Consider the following 18,085-nt stretch of genomic DNA (forward strand, 5'->3'; position numbering starts at 1 on the left):
TCGCTGGGAATTCATTACATCCGGTGTAATAGCAATTTTCGTTGCCGATAGAGATCTCGACATGGGACACCGGCGAGCGCGGATTGCAGATCTGTCAGCGGATCTGAATCGGCACGCGTTGGGTTCGACTCGATTGGGAAGACTTCATCAGGAGGATGAGGAATTCGCCAGCGATTAGGTTCTCTAGGTAATTGGGTGGTCAAGGATGACACACAACTCCCAAGTTCGGCAGAGATTACGACGCCTCATTTCATGTGGGAGCATCGCTCGGATCTCGTTGAGCGGATTGGTATTGAGTCTGACCGGATGCAACATTCCAAATTTGCGTTGCCCCGACCGTACAGCGCCAATCGACAGCACCTATCAAGGGCAGACCAGTGCCGAGAATTCGGGTTACTTGGGGATTCAGGAATTCTTCAACGATCCGGTGCTCGTGTCGCTGATTACCGAAGGACTTTCCAACAATCTCGAACTGAAAATCCGGAATGAAGAAGTTCAGATTGCCAGCAACGAGATTCTCGCCCGCCGTGGTGCGTATCTTCCGTTCCTGACAGGAGGATTCGGTGGTGGTGTCAATCGAACCAGCCGCTACACCCCTATTGGCGCGGCGGAAGATCAACTGACATATCCCGGGTCTGGAGGAAGGAATTTTCCAAGCCCCATCCCGAGCACAGCCCTGACCGCGAATCTGAACTGGCAGATTGATATCTGGCGCGAACTCCGTAACGCCCGCGATGCCGCCATTCAGCGTTATTGCGAAGCAGTCGAAGCTCGGAATTACTTCGTCACCAAACTCGTTGCTGAGATCGCAGACAGTTATTACGAACTGTCATCTCTGGATAAGGAACTCGTCTTCCTGCAACAGACAATTGAACTACAGAAACAAAGCCTTGAAGTGGCTCAGGCTCAGAAGGACGCTGCTCGCGGAACTGAACTCGCTGTCCAGCGATTTCTGGCAGAAGTCCGCAAAAACGAGAGTCAACAGCTGATTATCACCCAGCAGATCATCGAGGTTCAGAATAAGATCAACTTCCTGGCAGGTCGCTTCCCTCAACCGGTCGACCGTCAGTCATGGGACTTCATTCAGCTTGACTCGCAACTTCTCAGTGTCGGTGTTCCTGCTCAGTTGTTGCAGAATCGCCGCGATATTCGCGCAGCAGAAAGAGAAGTCGCCGCATCAGGTCTCGATGTTCTCGTCGCCAAAGCGAGATTTTATCCACGGCTCGATCTGACTGCGACAATTGGGTTCGAAGCATTCAACCCGCGTTATCTCTTTGATCCGGGAGCGTTTATCGCTGGAGCAGCAGGGAATCTGGTTGCACCGTTGATCAACAAGAAGGCGATTCAGGCGGACTACAAGAATGCGAATGCTCGCCAGCTTCAGGCCATCTACAACTATCAAATGACGGTTCTGAACGCCTTTACCGAAGTCGTGAACCGGATTTCCAAAGTGGAAAATTATCGTCAAAGCGTCGAGATCAAGCTCACACAGGTGCGTGCTCTCGAGGAGTCCGTCAGTGTGGCGAGCAATCTCTTTCAGAATGCCCGTGCAGAGTACATGGATGTTCTCTTCGCTCAACGTGATTTACTCGATGCACGAACGGATCTCATCGAGACCAAACAGCAACAGCTTTCCGCGATTGTCAATGCTTACCAGGCATTAGGGGGCGGATACCTGATGACGAATGGTGGGATTGGCTTCGCAGACATCTACGGTCCACCAATCGAACTGAAACCGGAAGACGTCAAACTCCCCGGTGAAGAAGAAGGGAAGTTGGCGCCGCCGATTCCAGCAGAGCCAACTCCAGCTACTGAACCTGCTGGAAACCCAATTCCGGATGAGCCGACAAACGTCACACCGCTGCTCCCCCCATCACCGCAAGCGAAGAGCAGTCCCGGTTCGAAATCTCCCAGTAAAGTCACAGCGGAGATCTATACGGTTGACCGGGTGTTCAAAGATGAATGAAGGCACTACTGAACGTTGAATTTGGCTCGATACTCGTTGATTCGGGCAACCATCCACGAGCCGATCTGCTCAACTACGGAACGCCATTCCGGTTCGTTGTGCGGCTCGTGAACCAACCCTTCGAAAATGAGAAGATCCCCGTGCGGGACTTTCATCGTGAACTGACGAGTCCCTTCTGGATTCGTCACACTGTCATCGGTTCCATGCAAAGCGAGCAGGGGGACAGGGAACTCCCGAGCATGATCCAGTGCCCAGAGTCCTGCGTAGTATGAATCACTGATCAACCTCACCGAGGCGAGTCTGTGAATCAATGGGTCAGCATTGTAGGCGTCGATCTGCTCCTGATTGCGAGTGAGTTTTTTCGGGCGGAAACTCGCTGGGACCAGTAAATTAGGCCAATATTTGGACAGCGTGCGAATCGCCCAGACCTTGAAATCAGACTGCTTTTGAGTCAGCGTAAACCACGGGGATGACAGCACAACTCCTGCGACGCGGTCGAGTTCACCAGACCGACGGAGTACCCAGTTCGCGGCGATATTCCCTCCCAGGCTGTGACCATAAATGATGAGAGGAGCTTTCTCATCCAGTCCTTTGGCGAACTGAACAATCGCTGAAAGGTCATCCAGAAAGGCGTCGTATCTGGGAACGCATCCTCTACGCCCTTCGGATCGGCCATGCCCACGCAGGTCGTACCGGACGACAGCGATTCCTCGATTCAGAAAGCTTTCAGCGACATGGTGATATCGCCCGCTGTGCTCCCCCAATCCGTGGGTCATTACAACGATTCCCAATGGGGAATCAACGCGTTGAACTCGCGTCAACAGATTGATTGAATCCGGAGTATTGACGAAAAGTTCTTCCACTGCGTGCTGTTGCCCGCTCAACGAAGGACTGGTGTCCGGACTTGTGGTCTCAGGAATGAGTTCTTCCCTGTGCATGGTATGAGTTCCGACGCGGGGCTCTGAGTGACCTTTGACCTGAACGTCAGGATGGAGTCCACATTCTGAAACGTACGTCAACTGAGTACGACATGGAAGTGCAAACGAGCAACTGCCTGGAACGAAGCGACACTTCACGGAGTGGAATTCCGGTTGAACCAGAGAACTCCACGAACCCGAAAGCCTTACCGGCACGACATTTCAACGGGCTAATTTGAGACGGCGTTGTGTTGCAGCCAAGTCGCCAGCGGAAGCACTTTCCAAAGAAGGAGTGCAACAGGACCCGCGTAAAGCACACTGTCTAAAATGTCCAGCAATCCGCCGAATCCCGGAAAAAGAGCAGCGGAATCTTTGCGGTCCATGTCACGCTTCAAGAGCGATTCACAAACATCACCGACCATCCCGGCGATTCCGATGACCGCCCCATAAAGCAGACTGAAATACCACGCGGGAGCAGGCGCATCTGGAAAGAAAAACGGAGGGACAAAGTAAAACCAGAGCCATCCACACAGCGATGCTCCGAGAAGAGACCCGACAGCCCCCTCCCATGTCTTTTTCGGACTCAGGATCGGAGCCATCTTCGTGCGTCCGAATCGCTTGCCAACAAAGTACGCACCGATGTCGCCACCTTTCGCGCAGATGATGAGTGAGCCAATGGCGAGATATCCTGCCGCCGACCCAGCGACCCAGCGTAGCTGTGCGGTCATCGCGAGCAATAATCCCACATAGCTGACGATCAGCATTTCAGTCGCAAGCGTTTCCGTGGTCTTGCCGGACTTCTTAAATCTCCATGATTCGACAGCAAGCAGGAACATCAGCGAGAAGCAGCAGGCGAGCGCCAACGGCGTGAGTTCGAGATGATTCAGCGGAGGTGGCTGCAAATGCGGAAACCATCCGCCCAGAATAATCATGAGGACGCACACGGAAACCGCGGGGACACTGATGTCTGGAACTCGCGCGCGAAACAGTTCAGCGAGTTCCCAGACTCCGCGAAGTGCAAGCAGTCCTACAAACCCCAACAAGAGCAATGCGGACTCTCCTCCCTTTGCATCGAAGTAAAATACAGCGACGAGCAAAGGAATCAGGATTGCCGAAATGAGAACTCGCCATGCGAGCATGCAAAGACTCAATTAATTGAAAGGAGTAACGAAAAGCGATCAAAAATCGAATCGAGCATGAACATTCCCATTCGATCTCAAGCAGTATGCTGAGTTTCGGAAGTCAACTGAAGAGACCGGGGGAAATTTTCATCAGTTTTGATGGCGATCTGACTCAGAATGGAGGATAAAGTCCAACAAAAATCGATCTACTCGGGCTCTGGTACTGAGTTAGGACCAATGACTTCCTTGTCGAGGCGAATTCTCTGCCGCTATGAAAGCGGAAACACGAATATCTCAAAGGCTCGTCCATGCGCGTCTGCCTGATTTCTCTGAATGGTTATCCAGCCATTGATGCACGTATCAACGGGCCAATCGGAGGTGTCGAAACCCGTTCGTGGACGCTCGCCCGGGCTTTGGCCACTCTACCGGACACGGATGTCTCGTTGATGGTTCGTCACCACGACCCGTTGCTCCAGTCCCGGTACTCTGGAGTCGAAATTCAGTTGCTGCATGACCGCATGTATCGCCTGAAAGAATCATTGGCTACACGTTTGCGACGTCGGTCAGGTTTCCCTTTTATTTCACTCGATCAACCGCGGCTATCAGATCTCTGGGTGCTCCCGACGGCACTCACTCATCGAGCCTTTAAGGGAAGGCGAAACGCACTCCTTCCATCAAAGCATTACGAGAATGTTCCTGCGGATGTGTTTGTGACATTCGGGGTTCAATCTTCCTCCGCGACAGTCATCTCATCAGCGCACGCGACTGGTCGAAAAGCGGTTCTCATGATTGCTCACGATGATGACGTCTCTTCCAGATATTTTGAGTCCTCAAATTCCTCTGATCAGTATGGGACCACGTCGAGTGTCGCCCGATGGATGCTCGAGCACGCGGACATGATTGTCTGTCAGACAGAGTTCCAGCAGGACCAACTCAGCAAGCATGGAATGGCATCTGAAATCCTTCGGAATCCAATCGATACTGAGGAATGGCTTCCGCTTGGGGACGGGGCAATAGAAAATGATCGCTACGCATTGTGGATTGGCCGATCAGAGAATCTTCTGAAGCAGCCGATGCTTTTGATTGAGCTGGCAAAGCTTTGCCCAGAAGTTCAGTTCAGAATGATCATGAATTTCCGGATCCCCGAGGTCGATCGACAGGTCAGGGCTGCAGCACCGGAGAACGTTACCATTATCGAACGGGTTCCTTTTCAGGAATTGCCAGGAGTGATGCAACGGTCTGTCGTGTTCATCAACACATCATCCAGAGAAGGCTTTCCGAACACATTTCTTCAGGCAGCAGCCAGCGGAGTGCCGATTGCGTCGCTGAATGTCGAAGGAAAGTTTTTGAACCGGTCGCGAACTGGATTCGAAGCAGGAGGGGATCTGGCTGAATTGGCGTCCTATGTCCGATGCTGTTGGACGGGGCACAACGACACGTACGATCCAGCACAGGCTCGGGAATATGTCGCCAACTTTCACTCCGCAACGAAACAGGCCCAGCAGTTTCGAGAACTGCTGGGCCGAATCATCAATGTTCAACGTGGGTAACGACCAGATCGACTCTCACAAGAGAATGGCCTTCCGGAGGCAATAAACGGAGCGTTTGAACGAGTTCTTGCCACTGTTCGCGGCCACACACACCTGCGACAGGGGCTAGCGGGTCGCTGTCGCGGATGCTGGCTGGACTCCAACTTTGTCGATAGGAGATGCTGCCAGACCACTTGCTTGCTGCACGTTTCGTCCACCTGTCGATGTGTTTGTCAGGAAGTTGTCGACGCGTGCTCGACTCTTGATGTCCTCGTAGACTTTTGCGACGGATGTCTGAATCTTTTCTTCGGTCAGCTGAGCATACAGATCGCTCCAGACTTCTTTGATGTCTGTCACCACGGGTTCTGTGAACCCTTCGCACTTCAGAATGACATAGCGATTTTCGACGTTTGGCAGCTGAATGACGGGTGAAATCTCGCCAATATGCATCTTAAACGCCTGATCTTCGATCTGCTTGTCTCCGCCGTGACGACGAATCGGAGGAATTGTTCCCCCCAGTGGTCGACTGTTTGGATCAGCTGAGTATTCACGAGCCAGTCGATCGAAATCATCCGGGTTTGCTTTGCACTGCTCCCAGATTGAATTTGCATTGCGAATGTTGCCGCTGACCATGATCATGCGAGCCTTCACTCGCGGACCATAGTTGCTCTCGAAGCCCTTCTGCATGTCGGCTTCGGTGATTTCGATATTCTGGCCAGCCAGCTTCTTGAGCGCGAGCATTGGCCAAATCACATCCTGCTGGTACTGATCACGATTCAGCTTGCGCTCTGCTTCGAGCATTTTGTACCAGGTATCGACAGGCAGATTGAATTTCTTGGCGGTTTTGGAGATCTCGTCGTCAATCTCAGCGACGGTCACAACAATGCCGCGGGCTTCGCACTCCTGTTGAATGATCAACCGGCTGATCAATGAATCAAGGATTTCGTTTCCGTATCGGGCTACGCACTCTCGTGCAACAACATCATAATTGATGGCTTGGCCGTTCACCTTTGCCAATGGGCGGGCGCTAGTCGCGGCTGGAGCGGTTTCCAACGCTGCCTTACCTGGCTGATTGGAGTTGGTCTGAGAGATTCCCGGTTGTGCCCGGAAGAATTGCAGCCAGATCCCAGCTACTGCAAGTAGCACCACAGTTCCTGTGACGGCTGGCCAGTACGCTCTGCGATTCTTCTGCGTCGCTGCAGGCTGTGAGGAGTGAATCCGTTCACTCATGATCTAGGCTCCGAATAGTTCAATTGAAGAGCTTGCGAAAAGGCAAAAGCAATCCCGCAGCCCGTTTCAGGTCCGTGACAGATGGCGATTTACAGAAAATCTTAAATTCAGGTCAAGATCAGTTCTGAAAAAGCCGAGGGTCGCTACTTCGATTTTGCCGTCACGGGGGATGGAGTCTTTCCTTGCTTCCAGTCGATTGACTCTGCGCTCTCGGCGGGAACCGACCGGACAAAAACCCGAAAAGTGTCGGCGCGGCCCCCTTCAGCCCCGGGGACGGGCTTCACGGCCAGTTGCCGGGGGAGTGTTTTGGACTGGTTGGGGTTCAGATCTGGAATCAGCCAGTCCGCGTAGAGACCATTTCCCGTTTCGACGGTGACATAGAACGACATTGCTCGCACCGGGGAAATGTTCTTCAACTTCCCTTCCACCTGTACGTTCCCTCTGGTTCCGGGAGTAATCGCAGCGGTGACCTGATATTGGCCCAGCCCCTGCTGATCGTTTGTTTTTCCGGGCGGTGGATCGGACAGACTGATTCGCTGCCGTTTGGCAACGTCTTTGACCTCGGCGAGAAACTCTTCTCGCATTTGCTCCATCGGCTTTCCGAAGTGTTTGAGGAAGCACTCATCCTCTTCCTGTCGGGTGAGAGTCGCGAGCGTTTCGCGAGTTGCTAGCTCGCTGACGTAGTTCCGGTACTCTTCCCGATGCTGGGTGGAAACGGTCCAGTGCAGTGCCCAAGCCAACGAATACGCATGGCCAGCGACGTCGTCGCTCATAAACGATCTGTCGTCACCAGCCACCTTGCCCCACTCTGCGTGTTCTGGGAGATCGATCGAAATCCGCGCGTACTTTGCGTTGACCTTAGAAGGGCTGGAGTCAACTTTCTCTCCTTTCCCTTCAAAACTGATGGCGATCCCCTCATCAAACCATTTTGGTATTTGTGCGATGCGATGAAAAACCCGGTTATACATTTGCTGATGAATCGCTTCATGCAACGGGGTTTCAAATGTGTCGCACGAGCTTAACCGGACCGCGAGCCAGTTTGTGAGTCCTGAATAAAATCCGAGTATTGAGCTGGAAGAGAGAGACCGTCCCCCAGTTGCAGCGGTTGCGTAATTATCGAAATCGACATCGCTTTCAAAGACGACCAGCACTGTGGGGAATCGCAATGGGCGGAGGGGAAACTTCGAGAACTTGGCGTATCTCAGGAACACGTTCTCCACGTTGTTCATGAATGTCGCCCCTTTTTTCAAGAACGATGTGACGCGGTTCTCATTGACCTTCTCGATTGGACTCGCGAGGACCAGAGCGACAACGCATTGCCCCTGAATATGTACCTTTGTCAGGTCTTGCCCGAACAGTGTGGTGAGTCTCTCGGCCATTTCTTCAGGCGTGAATGGCTCCGGGTCGCCAGTATTTTTTCGGTCGGTAATTTGAGACGCCTGTACCAGAGCGATCTGACCATCACGACGTTCAAGAGCCTGAAAACCTTGGCCGGAACCGATGAGCCTCGCCTCGATCGTGATTGGTTTTCCATCTTCAACGTAAGTGAATTCATCAGCACAGAGAGGCGAAAAGACTCCTAAGATCAGAATCAAAAAACAGGAGAGTGCTGCTTGCTGAAACATTCAAACTCCGGAAAGGAAGCCCCTGAAATTTGTTGACGGTTTGCCTGGCGTGCTCAGGCGACCACGTTCATGTGCGGCGATCTTGAAAAGTATACCCCGATTTTTCCGAAAGAATTGCCTTGGTTTCAATCTCGACATTTGCCCAAAAATAAACAGCCCCACCCGGTTGAGTGGAGCTGTTTGAATTCATCGAATTTAGCCACCTAAAGAGGACGCTATTCGGCCGTCTTTTTCTTCTTCGCGGCCTTCTTCTTCGCAGCCTTTTTCTTGGGCGCGGGTGCGTCGTCGGAGGCGGCTACAGCCTTCTTCGCGGCCTTTTTCTTCGTCGCCTTCTTTGTCCCCTTGCCGGTTTTCCCTGCGCGGGCTTCAATCAACTCCAACGCCTGTTCCATCGTCAGTGAGAGCGGATCGGTATCCTTCGGCACGGTTGCGTTAGTTTTTCCGTGCTTCACATAGGCGCCGTATCGCCCCTCGAAAATGGCGACGGGCTTCTCGTCTTCTGGATGCGGCCCCAGTTCCTTCAGCGGTGGGACTGCGGCTCGACCTTTGACCTCTTTGAGGAGTTCAACCGCGCGGTCCAGCCCGATGGTCAGCACATCGTCTTCTTTGCCAAGAGACTTGTACTTTCCTGCATGTTGAACGTACGGGCCGAAGCGACCGACGCCAGCATTCACCACTTTGTTATCTTCAGGATGATGCCCCAGGCGACGCGGCAACTCGAGCAGTTTCATCGCGATGTCGAAGTCGACTTCCGAAGGATTGAAATTCTTCGGGATGGAGACTCGCTTCGGTTTCGGCTCCCCTTCGACGACTTCTCCCAACTGGAGATATGGACCAAACGGTCCGGACATGATGAAGATCGGATGACCATTTTCAGGATCGACTCCCAGCGAGAGTGGACCCTGCTTTTTCAGATGGATCAGACGTTCTGCAAGTTCATCATTCAGGTCAGCGGGAGCGACGTCATCTGGAAGAGACGCATTGACGCTTTCGCCATTTTCCTGAGCTTCCAGATAGGGACCATATCGCCCCACTCGCACACTCGGGCTGAGCCCGTCGAGCTTGATTGTGCAGGCGTCACGTGGATCGATCGATTCACGTTTGCTCTCTACCTGTTGGTTCAGACCTTCCTCGCCGGAATAGAACTTCTCCAGATAAGGAAGCCGTTTGGCTTCCCCGTTGGAGATGTCGTCCAGCGACTGTTCCATTTGAGCGGTGAACTGCATATCGACCAGATTGGGAAAATAGGTCTCCAGAAGCCGTGTGACTGCCAATGCCGTGAACGTGGGGATGAGTTGGTTGTTCGCTTTGCGAACATACCCGCGATCCTGAACGGTACTGATAATGCTTGCGTACGTACTGGGGCGGCCGATCCCTTCCGCTTCCAGTTTTCTTACAAGTGTCGCTTCTGTGTACCGTGCGGGCGGTTTGGTTTCGTGAGCCAGCGATTCAACGCCGTCGCATTTCACGGATTCGCCTTCAGAGAGTTCTGGGAGGACTGAATCCTGATCTTCCAATGCGGCTTCAGGATCATCGGTTCCTTCGACGTAAGCACGGAAGTAACCCGGAAACTCCACTTTTCGACCGGTTGAACGGAACTCGGCATCCTCGACTTCGATTGTCACCGTGTCAAAACGAAGCTGGGCTTCTGCCATCTGGCTGGAGATGGTTCTCTTCCAGATCATGTCGTACAAACGAGATTCGCGACCGGACAAACCCAGTTCATCAGCGGTCTTCATTTCTCCGCCAGCAGGACGAATCGCTTCGTGGGCCTCTTGTGCGTTCTTGGTCTTGTTCGAGTACTGGCGCGGACCGTCGCTGAGGTACTCTTTTCCGTAGTTCGATTCAATGCGAGTCCTTGCTGCATCGATCGCCTCTTGAGAGAGGGTGACGCTGTCGGTTCGCATGTAGGTGATATTACCGTCTTCATACAGACGCTGAGCGGTCTGCATCGTTTCGCGGGCGCTCATTCCCAATTTGCGGTTGGCTTCCTGCTGCAACGTACTTGTTGTAAACGGAGCAGGGGGTTTGCGTGTCGCCTGGCGGTGCTCAATGGAAGTAATTTTCCATGGAGACGACTTGATTTTCGCCTGTAAGTCTCGTGCTGGAACTTCCTCCAGCAACAGCACATTGGAACCTTGGGCGATCTGACCGGTCGACTCATCGAAGTCTTTTCCGGTCGCGATTCGTTTGCCACCGACAGAGACGAGTTGAGCGCTGAACGAAACTCCCCCTTTGTTGGCCAGGTTCGCTTTCAGGTCCCAGTAAGTTCCGCTGCGGAATGCGAGTCGTTCCAGTTCACGCTGCACCATAATTCGGACAGCAACACTTTGAACTCGTCCCGCGGAAAGGCCACGGCGAATCTTCGTCCACAGGAGTGGTGAAAGTGTGTAACCGTATAGCCTGTCAAGGATTCGGCGAGTTTCCTGAGCCTCGACGAGATTCATGTCGAGATCTCGAGGATTGTTCAGCGCGTCGAGAATTGCCTTTTTGGTGATTTCGGAAAAGGTCATCCGCTTTACGGGGACTTTAGGCTGCAGCACATCAACCAGATGCCAGCCAATACTTTCCCCTTCGCGGTCTTCGTCGGTCGCGACGATGAGTTCTTCAGCACCCTTGAGAAGATCCCTTAACTCTTTAACGGTCTTCACCTTTTCCGGCGAGACGATATAGAGTGGTTCAAAGTTCTGATCGACATTAACTCCAAGGCGGGTCCAAGCTTCTGACTTCATTGCCTCAGGGATGTCGGCTGCCTTTTCGGGGAGATCGCGTACGTGACCCATGCTGGCGCGCACTTCGTAATCTCCGCCGAGAAACCCGGCGATTTTTTTGGCCTTGGCTGGGGATTCAACAATCACCAAGCCCTTTTTCTTCTTCGCGGAACTGACCATCCGACCTGTCGATTCAAATAGTATATGATGATGCCTGCGGAGAGCTCACTGCCAGTAAAGCCACCGCGAGTGCAATGTGTGAATTGGTTTCGTTTTTGTAAAGCGGAGCGTTTTTTTAGACTTCGACACACGAAAGTGTAGTCCTGTACCGCACTTTCGTTGACGCCACAACCTTGCCTCAAAGCGGTCTGGGCTTGCCTCCAGACACACTCTAGCTAAGATGCGGGCTCCCCGATGGGGTGATTTCAGTCGGTTTCGGTCGCTCGTGCGCAGATTTTATTCTCCGCTTTGAGAGGTCTTAGCCAAACGCGAAATCACAATCTCGTGAATGTCATTAAGTGATTATTTACAAGATTGTCAAGAGTCGACACCGGGCGGGTTAACTTTCGAGCAACTGATATTTCACAGAATTGTCTGTCCGGGGACGCATCCTCTGCAGGCAAAATTTCTATTGATTCAGAGGGACAGGGATGAGCTCGCCATTTTCGATTTTCCGGCGTCACCAACGCACCTTAATGGTGGTGGTCACTGGCCTGTCAATGATTTCCTTCGTGCTGCTCGGGGCAGTGACGGATCCAACTCAGGTTCCGAAACCGCTGATCGTTGCGTTTCTCGCTGCGATGGCTGGAGGACTGGCATGGCTCGCAGGTCTGACCCGAGGAAAAGCTGCAGAATGGGGGCTCACCGGTGCACTGGTCGGGGCAGCCATTGGTGCGGCAGGAGCATTTTACGCTCGTGAAGCGAGTGCGGTTTCCATCGGCAGTGGAAGTCTCTCACGCAATCAGGTTTCTCAGCTGATGCAGAATCGCAATGCCGCCAACCAGTTTGTCGTCACTGCGTTTCAGGAAACGTTCCAGATTCCTCTGCAGTACATGCCGCAAGCGCTACAGCAGAATCTTCTGTTCGGAAATCCAAACGCATCAGAAATTACAGTTGACGATGTTGTCACTTCGGAATTGCTTCGTCGTGAAGCAGACCGGATGGGAATCGTCATTTCTGACAAAGCAGTCACCGATTTCATTAACGGATTCACGACGAAGAAGGGGCTCCTCGACAGTCTTTCCCAACTGAGCGGACAGATGAGCGAGCAGGAACTGACTTTCGCCAAAGGAATCGTTCAGCAGATGCAGGAGAAGAAATTCTCTGCAAATTCATTCACTCGGCTGCGTCAGCGACTGCAGCTTTCTGAGCGAGGAATGTTGGACGCGATTCGTGATGAATTGAAAGCACAGCGAGCACAACAGCTTCTGACTGGGAACAATTTCTTCCCACCAGAGTTGTACTGGGAATACTACCGCATGATGAACGTGACGCAGGGGAATGAACTCGCTTCTGTCCCAGTGAGCGACTTCATCGATCCGACTGTTGAGCCATCTGAAGCGGACCTCGCGAAGCTCTTTAACGAATATAAGTCCAACTTTGCCGGATTCACTTTCGAAGGACGACCAGAACCAGGACGTCCCGGGTTCGCTCAGCCACGTCGCATTCAGATCGGATACTTCGAAGCAGATTACGACGCTGTTCAGGCAACTGTTGGAGAAGTGAGCGATGAAGAGATTCAGAAGCTCTATGACGATCGCTACCTGAAGGCGGTTCCGGAGATCACTCCGCTCGATGGACCGGAACTCCCCGCGGCCCCAATGACCGAGCCTGCACCGGAAGCCCCAGCGGCAGAGTCAGCGACAACAGAGTTACCCACAACAGAAGAAGCTCCTGCAGCGGCAGAACCAGCATCGGAAACTCCTGCTGAAGCGCCAGTTTCACCTGCTCCTGAAGCGACTCCGGAAGCCACCCCAGAGGAAGCTCCGGCACCAGCTCCGACTGAGGAAGGAAGCACTTCATCAGTTGAGCTGATGTCGGCAACCATTCCTGTCGCATTCCTTCAGGACGAACCAGCGACAGAGACTCCAGCGACAGAGACTCCAGCGACAGAGACTCCAGCGACAGAGACTCCAGCAACAGAGACTCCAGCAACAGAGACTCCAGCAACAGAGACTCCAGCAACAGAGACTCCAGCAACAGAGGCTCCAGCAGCAGAGGCTCCAGCAGTTCCGGAAGCGGGAACTGAAGGTGCAATGCCCGCAACGGGTGAGGAGACAATTCCGCCCCCTCCAAGTGATGAAGTTCCAGCTGCTCCAACTTCTGAAATTCCTGTTCTGGACGACGCCCTGAAGGCGGAACTTCGCGACGAAATTCTCGCGACACGCACTGCAGCTGCCATCAGCGCGAGAATCGAAGCTGCTCAACAAGAACTGTCGGACGTCAGTATCCGAGTCGGGATGCAGGAGACTGAAAAGAATTACCTCACCCACAGCGACGCAGCTGGACATCTGAAGTTCTACGCGAGCCAGCATCAGTTGAAGTACATCGTCTCAACTCCTCTTTCCTACGAAGAGATGAGAGATACCGAAGATTACCCGGTTGTCCGTTCACAACTGACCAGCCAACGCGTCATGGTGGCCGACTACCTGTTCCAGTCGCGCCCAACAGACTTGTATGGAGTGAATGTTTCTTCGGACTTCGGTGCTGCGAGCTCTTACGCACTCTGGAAACTCTCAGACAAGTTGCAGTACCAGCCAGAGAAAATTGATGATGAGCCAGGCATCCGAGCCCAGGTCATTAAAGCATGGCAATTGGCACAGGCACGGCCGAAAGCTCAGGCTCGTGCTGATGCTCTTGTCAAGAAAGTGAAGGAAAGCGATCTGCCAATGACTGAGGCGCTCGCTGAGGAAACCGTGACTGGAACGCCAGAAAGCCTGTTTATTCCTGTCCGTGTCACGGGCGACATTTCCTGGATGACGAAGCCAATCGTTCCTATGGTTTCAATGCAGCAGCAGATTCCTGTTCAGGCAACCGCGATCCCTGGCGCTGCGGACGTTGGCGAAGAATTTTACAAGAAAGTCTTCGGCCAGATGAACGCAGGTGACGTCTCAACAGTCTTCAATGATGACCATTCAGTGATTTACATCGTGAAGGTGAATTCACGTGAGCCATCGACACCTGAAGGCGTTGAAGAGTTGAGGAAGAAGTTTCTGGCTGAGGGGATCAACTCAAGCTACAGCACACTTCTGCGACAATCCATGATCGACAACTTTGTCGATTGGCGAGAGCAACTCTACGTCATCCACGGTGTGGAACGCAGCTCGGCACGGTAATTACTCGGCTCAATCTGAATGACGTCAAGCCGCAGGGGAAACTCTGCGGCTTGTCTTTTTAGTGGAACATCAACCTGAGTGCTCTGCCACGATCCAAAGTGAGAAGCCGATTCCGATCAGGAAGACCGACGCAGCAGCCCCCATCACCAATGCGATGAATCGCAATCCTTCCGGAATCCACTTTTCGCCATGGCCCACGATGTTTAACGATGTGCCGAGAATGGTCAGCGCACCGATTGCCAGGCACAGTTTTCCACAGCCTTTGATTCGACTGAGGCTTTGGGAAGAGCGTGAGTTGTCTGATTGATCCATAAGGTGTCCCGCACTCAAGATGCGCCGACTTCACCGAAGCTGTCGGCGTAGAAAAGAAGACGCCCGTTCGACAAGCAGTCGAAACGGGCGAGTAAGAGATCTGTGGAGAAGTACACGAGAAGAGCACACTCCTTTCATCTTTCATCGAATTCAGGAAAGGGAGTCACCGTACTCAAGCGAGTTGTGGTTCATCCAGTGCTTCCTTCAAGCGATGACGAGCAGTGTGGAGTCGTCTCTTGATCGTTCCAACCGGGCTGCTGAATCGATCGCTCATCTCCTTTAGGGACTGACCTTCGAAGTAAAACGCCAGCAGAGTTTCACGATCGAGGGATCGCAACTGCTTGAGTCCTGTTCGAACCTGATCGGCCCGTTCTCGCTGCAGAATTCGATCGACTGGGGATGGTCTGTTGGCGACGGCAGTGATGGTTTCCGGAGCATGATACGTCTCCCGCGGGCGTCGAACGGCCCGGTTGATCGACATCCGCTCAGCGATTCGCTTCAACCAACCGACGAACCGCTCCGGCTCTCTCAGCTGATCAAGTTTTCGCATCGCACGCAGGAAAACCTCCTGTGTCACTTCCACAGACTCTGCCTGATTTCGCAATCGACGAAAGCAGATTGCGGCAATGTCGGGCTCAAATTCCGTCACCAGACGGCCGTATGCTTCTCTGTTGCCACGTTGTGCTTCGAGCACGAGATCTAAAACTTCAGTATTGTCTAGCATGATTTCCTCCCCCGATGCGGGGGCTTCATGATGAGTTCGAAAGTCGAAAGAGGTCACGCGGACTGATGCAACTGGGCATCAGCAGGGACACCTGCGGCAATGCAACACGTCAAGCCGCAGGAGGCATCTGAGGGGAACCGGAAAACGGCAAAGCCGAAATACGGCGCCACAGACGTCAGTACTGCTGCACAGACGAGTGAGCGAACTCCAAATTTCGAAATCAGACCTGAGAGTGAAAGATCAACGAGATCCATGTCGCAAATTGCGAGCATGGCGTCGACTCTTCCATTCTTGGGGAATTGATCCCGATGACCGCATGAGCGATCAGATGGAGGACGTCCTGTTAAGGACGAGAGTCGCCCACGCGACGGCTGGCAGGTCATTCGCTGCAGCGCGCCACATCTGCGGTTGCCACTTCGTCGATTGCATTTCCATCGTCAGACATCGTGAATGCTGTCGCTCGCAAAGCGACTCGCGTACGACGACCGGATATTCCGGGGTCACCGGTTTACTGACTTGATGGAAGTCGACTTTCGATAGCCGTTTCGAGGAAGGAGCAGTGTGCGCTGATGCGGCACCAGCAGCGACCATGGCGCGTGCGGAGCGGATGCTCGCAGAATTGCCGATGATGTTGCCGTTGGTGTTGATCGCACTACGCATGATTGCACTTACTCCCTGCGAATTACTCGCAGTCCAGGAAACACAAAACTGAATTTCGTGCCGCAGCGAACGAGACATTCGCAGCTGCGTCTCACTTTGCTCCGGGGCGGTCACCTTTCCTTAAGTGGACCACTCGACCTTTGCTCGGTGACATTTTAGGCAGAAGGGAGATGTTGACCGGTAACTTCCTGTGACTTTCTCAGTCCTGGTCAAATCCCGCTGACATCTGCCAACAAGCTCTGTACGGTTATTCGACCCTTCGAAGATCAAAAAGGTTCGAGGAAATCAGAAGTTTTCTGGTAAATACATCTGTAATCTCTCAGAGAGATTTTGATCGATTCCCCCGAAAATGCGTCTGGAGCACCATGTACTCTCGCCGAAATTTCTTGCTGACGCTTGTGTTAAGCGTTTTCTGTCTCGCTCCGAATTTGAGTTTCGGCGAGTCCCCAAATTCATTTTTCGAAATTCAGATTTCTCCCGAGATCCACCATCAGCCTTTTACCGGTCGTGTGTATATATTCACACAACTGGCAGGTGATCGATCAGTTGCTGAGCCTCGCACAGGGCCGAATTGGTTCCGTCCGCAGCCGTTTCTGTCTTTGGATGTGGAAGATTTGCCTCCCGGTGAATCGATCGTCATCTCGCTGGAGAATCCAAAAGTGCAGCGATTTCCCAAAGATTTCTCATTCGAGAAGACACCTGTTCAGGCTGTGCAGGGGGTCGTTCGAGCAAACCCCAACGTTCGCCAGATTGGTGAAGGAGCGGGGAACTGGTACAGCAACGTGGTCCCGGTGAAACGGGGGAGAGCGACTCAAGTTGTCGTTTCTCAAGTCGTTGCGGAGCCTGCGTTCCCTGAAAGTGAAACCGTCAAACTTCTCCAGGTTCCTTCTCGACTTCTGAGTCAGTTTCATGGAAGAGAAGTCAGCGTCAGAGGTTCTGTCCGTCTTCCTGCCAGTTATTTCACGCAACCCAAACGTCGGTTTCCCGTGATCTTTGAAATTCCCGGGTTCGGCGGCAACCACATGTACGGGCTGAATCGGGGCGAACACAAAGAATTAAATGATCTCGGAGTTGAATTTATTCGTGTCATGCTCGATCCGGATTGTGGTTATGGGCACCATGTCTTTGCGAACTCCGCGAACAATGGACCGGTATTGGATGCCTTGGTGGAGGAGTTCATCCCCGCACTCGATGCAGCGTATCGCACTGATGCGAGGTCAGCAGGGCGATTTCTTACCGGTCATTCCTCCGGGGGGTGGTCGAGCCTTTGGATTCAAGTCAACGCTCCTGAGCACTTTGCGGGAACTTGGAGTACCGCGCCGGATCCCGTGACGTTCAGTGATTTCCAGCAGATCGATCTGTATCAGCAACGCAACAACATGTTCCGCGCCGAAGACGGGACGTCACGTCCGCTTGCAAGGATGAATGGAAAGCCGATTGTCTTCTACGAGGCATTCTCGCAGATGGAGGATGTGCTCGGTCACGGCGGTCAGTTGCAGAGTTTCGAGGCGGTCTTTGGTCCCCGGGGTGCAGATGGGCATCCTGTACCTCTCTGGAATCGTGAAACAGGTGGGATCGATCCAGTCGTGATGCAACACTGGGAACAGTATGACATTGTTCGGCTCTTGGTATCGAACAGGGAGTCGCTCATGCCCAAGCTGGAAGGCAAATTGCATGTTTATATGGGAACGGAAGATACATTCTATCTGGAAGGGGCGACGGCACTCCTGAAGGACGTGCTCGCCGAGTTGAAAAGCGACGCTGAAATTGAATTAATGACAGGGAGAGATCATTTCAACCTGTTCGAAGGTGGTCTTAAGCAGCGTATCGAGCAGGAAATGGCTGCGAAATATCTTTCTACCCCCATCAAAAACTTGCAGAACGCACCGGGATCAACGAATGTTCAATAACTCGCCAATGAGCAATTGCTGATTGGTCGAATCATTGAATTTTGT

The 18,085-nt window shown here is 52.9% G+C and carries 12 protein-coding genes; 4 read left to right on the forward strand and 8 right to left on the reverse strand.

Annotated features, from left to right (window positions below):
• The first annotated feature begins 205 nt into the window (after positions 1 to 205).
• Positions 206 to 1,966, forward strand: coding sequence for a TolC family protein (locus SH668x_RS03435; protein ID WP_437187297.1), 1,761 nt, complete (start codon positions 206 to 208; stop codon positions 1,964 to 1,966).
• 5 nt (positions 1,967 to 1,971) lie between these two features.
• Here SH668x_RS03435 and SH668x_RS03440 read toward each other — a convergent pair whose 3' ends face one another.
• Together SH668x_RS03440 and SH668x_RS03445 are read right to left on the reverse strand one after the other, a co-directional pair.
• Positions 1,972 to 2,904, reverse strand: a complete 933-nt coding sequence (locus SH668x_RS03440) for a lysophospholipase (protein WP_437187298.1) — start codon at positions 2,902 to 2,904, stop codon at positions 1,972 to 1,974.
• Positions 2,905 to 3,113: 209 nt separating this feature from the next.
• Positions 3,114 to 4,022, reverse strand: a complete 909-nt coding sequence (locus tag SH668x_RS03445; RefSeq protein WP_437187299.1) for a phosphatidate cytidylyltransferase — start codon at positions 4,020 to 4,022, stop codon at positions 3,114 to 3,116.
• 290 nt (positions 4,023 to 4,312) lie between these two features.
• Between SH668x_RS03445 and SH668x_RS03450 the strand changes: the two genes are divergently transcribed.
• Positions 4,313 to 5,554: a glycosyltransferase family 4 protein gene (locus tag SH668x_RS03450; RefSeq protein ID WP_437187300.1), complete on the forward strand. Its 1,242-nt coding sequence runs from the start codon at positions 4,313 to 4,315 to the stop codon at positions 5,552 to 5,554.
• 105 nt (positions 5,555 to 5,659) lie between these two features.
• On the opposite strand, the gene SH668x_RS03455 is transcribed toward SH668x_RS03450, so the two are convergent.
• The 3 genes from SH668x_RS03455 to topA all read right to left on the reverse strand — a co-directional run bounded on the left by SH668x_RS03455 (position 5,660) and on the right by topA (position 11,279).
• Positions 5,660 to 6,763, reverse strand: a complete 1,104-nt coding sequence (locus tag SH668x_RS03455; RefSeq protein ID WP_437187301.1) for a peptidylprolyl isomerase — start codon at positions 6,761 to 6,763, stop codon at positions 5,660 to 5,662.
• Positions 6,764 to 6,906: 143 nt separating this feature from the next.
• Positions 6,907 to 8,388, reverse strand: a complete 1,482-nt coding sequence (locus SH668x_RS03460) for a DUF1570 domain-containing protein (RefSeq protein ID WP_437187302.1) — start codon at positions 8,386 to 8,388, stop codon at positions 6,907 to 6,909.
• 215 nt (positions 8,389 to 8,603) lie between these two features.
• The gene (gene topA / locus SH668x_RS03465; RefSeq protein ID WP_437187303.1) at positions 8,604 to 11,279 is read right to left on the reverse strand and encodes a type I DNA topoisomerase; all 2,676 of its coding nucleotides are present in this window, start codon (positions 11,277 to 11,279) and stop codon (positions 8,604 to 8,606) included.
• A gap of 470 nt (positions 11,280 to 11,749) precedes the next feature.
• Here topA and SH668x_RS03470 point away from each other — a divergent pair, with 470 nt between their 5' ends.
• On the forward strand, positions 11,750 to 14,434 hold the full coding sequence (locus SH668x_RS03470) for a hypothetical protein (protein ID WP_437187304.1): 2,685 nt from the start codon (positions 11,750 to 11,752) through the stop codon (positions 14,432 to 14,434).
• Positions 14,435 to 14,503: 69 nt separating this feature from the next.
• Here the strand turns inward: SH668x_RS03470 and SH668x_RS03475 are convergent, their stop codons facing one another.
• The 3 genes from SH668x_RS03475 to SH668x_RS03485 all read right to left on the reverse strand — a co-directional run bounded on the left by SH668x_RS03475 (position 14,504) and on the right by SH668x_RS03485 (position 16,130).
• Positions 14,504 to 14,746, reverse strand: coding sequence for a hypothetical protein (locus SH668x_RS03475; RefSeq protein ID WP_437187305.1), 243 nt, complete (start codon positions 14,744 to 14,746; stop codon positions 14,504 to 14,506).
• Between the two features lie 172 nt (positions 14,747 to 14,918).
• Complete coding sequence (locus SH668x_RS03480; RefSeq protein WP_437187306.1) at positions 14,919 to 15,470, reverse strand: RNA polymerase sigma factor; 552 nt, start codon at positions 15,468 to 15,470, stop codon at positions 14,919 to 14,921.
• 324 nt (positions 15,471 to 15,794) lie between these two features.
• Positions 15,795 to 16,130 (reverse strand): hypothetical protein, encoded by a 336-nt coding sequence (locus tag SH668x_RS03485; protein WP_437187307.1) that lies wholly within the window; start codon positions 16,128 to 16,130, stop codon positions 15,795 to 15,797.
• Between the two features lie 365 nt (positions 16,131 to 16,495).
• On the opposite strand from SH668x_RS03485, the gene SH668x_RS03490 reads away from it, so the two are divergent.
• The gene (locus SH668x_RS03490; RefSeq protein WP_437187308.1) at positions 16,496 to 18,040 is read left to right on the forward strand and encodes an alpha/beta hydrolase-fold protein; all 1,545 of its coding nucleotides are present in this window, start codon (positions 16,496 to 16,498) and stop codon (positions 18,038 to 18,040) included.
• The last annotated feature ends 45 nt before the right edge of the window (positions 18,041 to 18,085 follow it).

Source organism: Planctomicrobium mucosum, assembly GCF_051466335.1.
GTDB lineage: Bacteria > Planctomycetota > Planctomycetia > Planctomycetales > Planctomycetaceae > Planctomicrobium.

Excerpts from the sequence above, each read along its gene's own strand:
- SH668x_RS03480 (WP_437187306.1), bottom strand. The coding sequence starts at position 15,470 with ATGCTAGACAATACTGAAGTTTTAGATCTCGTGCTCGAAGCACAACGT.
- SH668x_RS03475 (WP_437187305.1), bottom strand. The coding sequence starts at position 14,746 with ATGGATCAATCAGACAACTCACGCTCTTCCCAAAGCCTCAGTCGAATC.
- SH668x_RS03445 (WP_437187299.1), bottom strand. The coding sequence starts at position 4,022 with ATGCTCGCATGGCGAGTTCTCATTTCGGCAATCCTGATTCCTTTGCTC.
- topA (WP_437187303.1), bottom strand. The coding sequence starts at position 11,279 with ATGGTCAGTTCCGCGAAGAAGAAAAAGGGCTTGGTGATTGTTGAATCC.
- SH668x_RS03485 (WP_437187307.1), bottom strand. The coding sequence starts at position 16,130 with ATGCGTAGTGCGATCAACACCAACGGCAACATCATCGGCAATTCTGCG.
- SH668x_RS03450 (WP_437187300.1), top strand. The coding sequence starts at position 4,313 with ATGCGCGTCTGCCTGATTTCTCTGAATGGTTATCCAGCCATTGATGCA.
- SH668x_RS03440 (WP_437187298.1), bottom strand. The coding sequence starts at position 2,904 with ATGCACAGGGAAGAACTCATTCCTGAGACCACAAGTCCGGACACCAGT.
- SH668x_RS03460 (WP_437187302.1), bottom strand. The coding sequence starts at position 8,388 with ATGTTTCAGCAAGCAGCACTCTCCTGTTTTTTGATTCTGATCTTAGGA.
- SH668x_RS03435 (WP_437187297.1), top strand. The coding sequence starts at position 206 with ATGACACACAACTCCCAAGTTCGGCAGAGATTACGACGCCTCATTTCA.
- SH668x_RS03455 (WP_437187301.1), bottom strand. The coding sequence starts at position 6,763 with ATGAGTGAACGGATTCACTCCTCACAGCCTGCAGCGACGCAGAAGAAT.
- SH668x_RS03470 (WP_437187304.1), top strand. The coding sequence starts at position 11,750 with ATGAGCTCGCCATTTTCGATTTTCCGGCGTCACCAACGCACCTTAATG.
- SH668x_RS03490 (WP_437187308.1), top strand. The coding sequence starts at position 16,496 with ATGTACTCTCGCCGAAATTTCTTGCTGACGCTTGTGTTAAGCGTTTTC.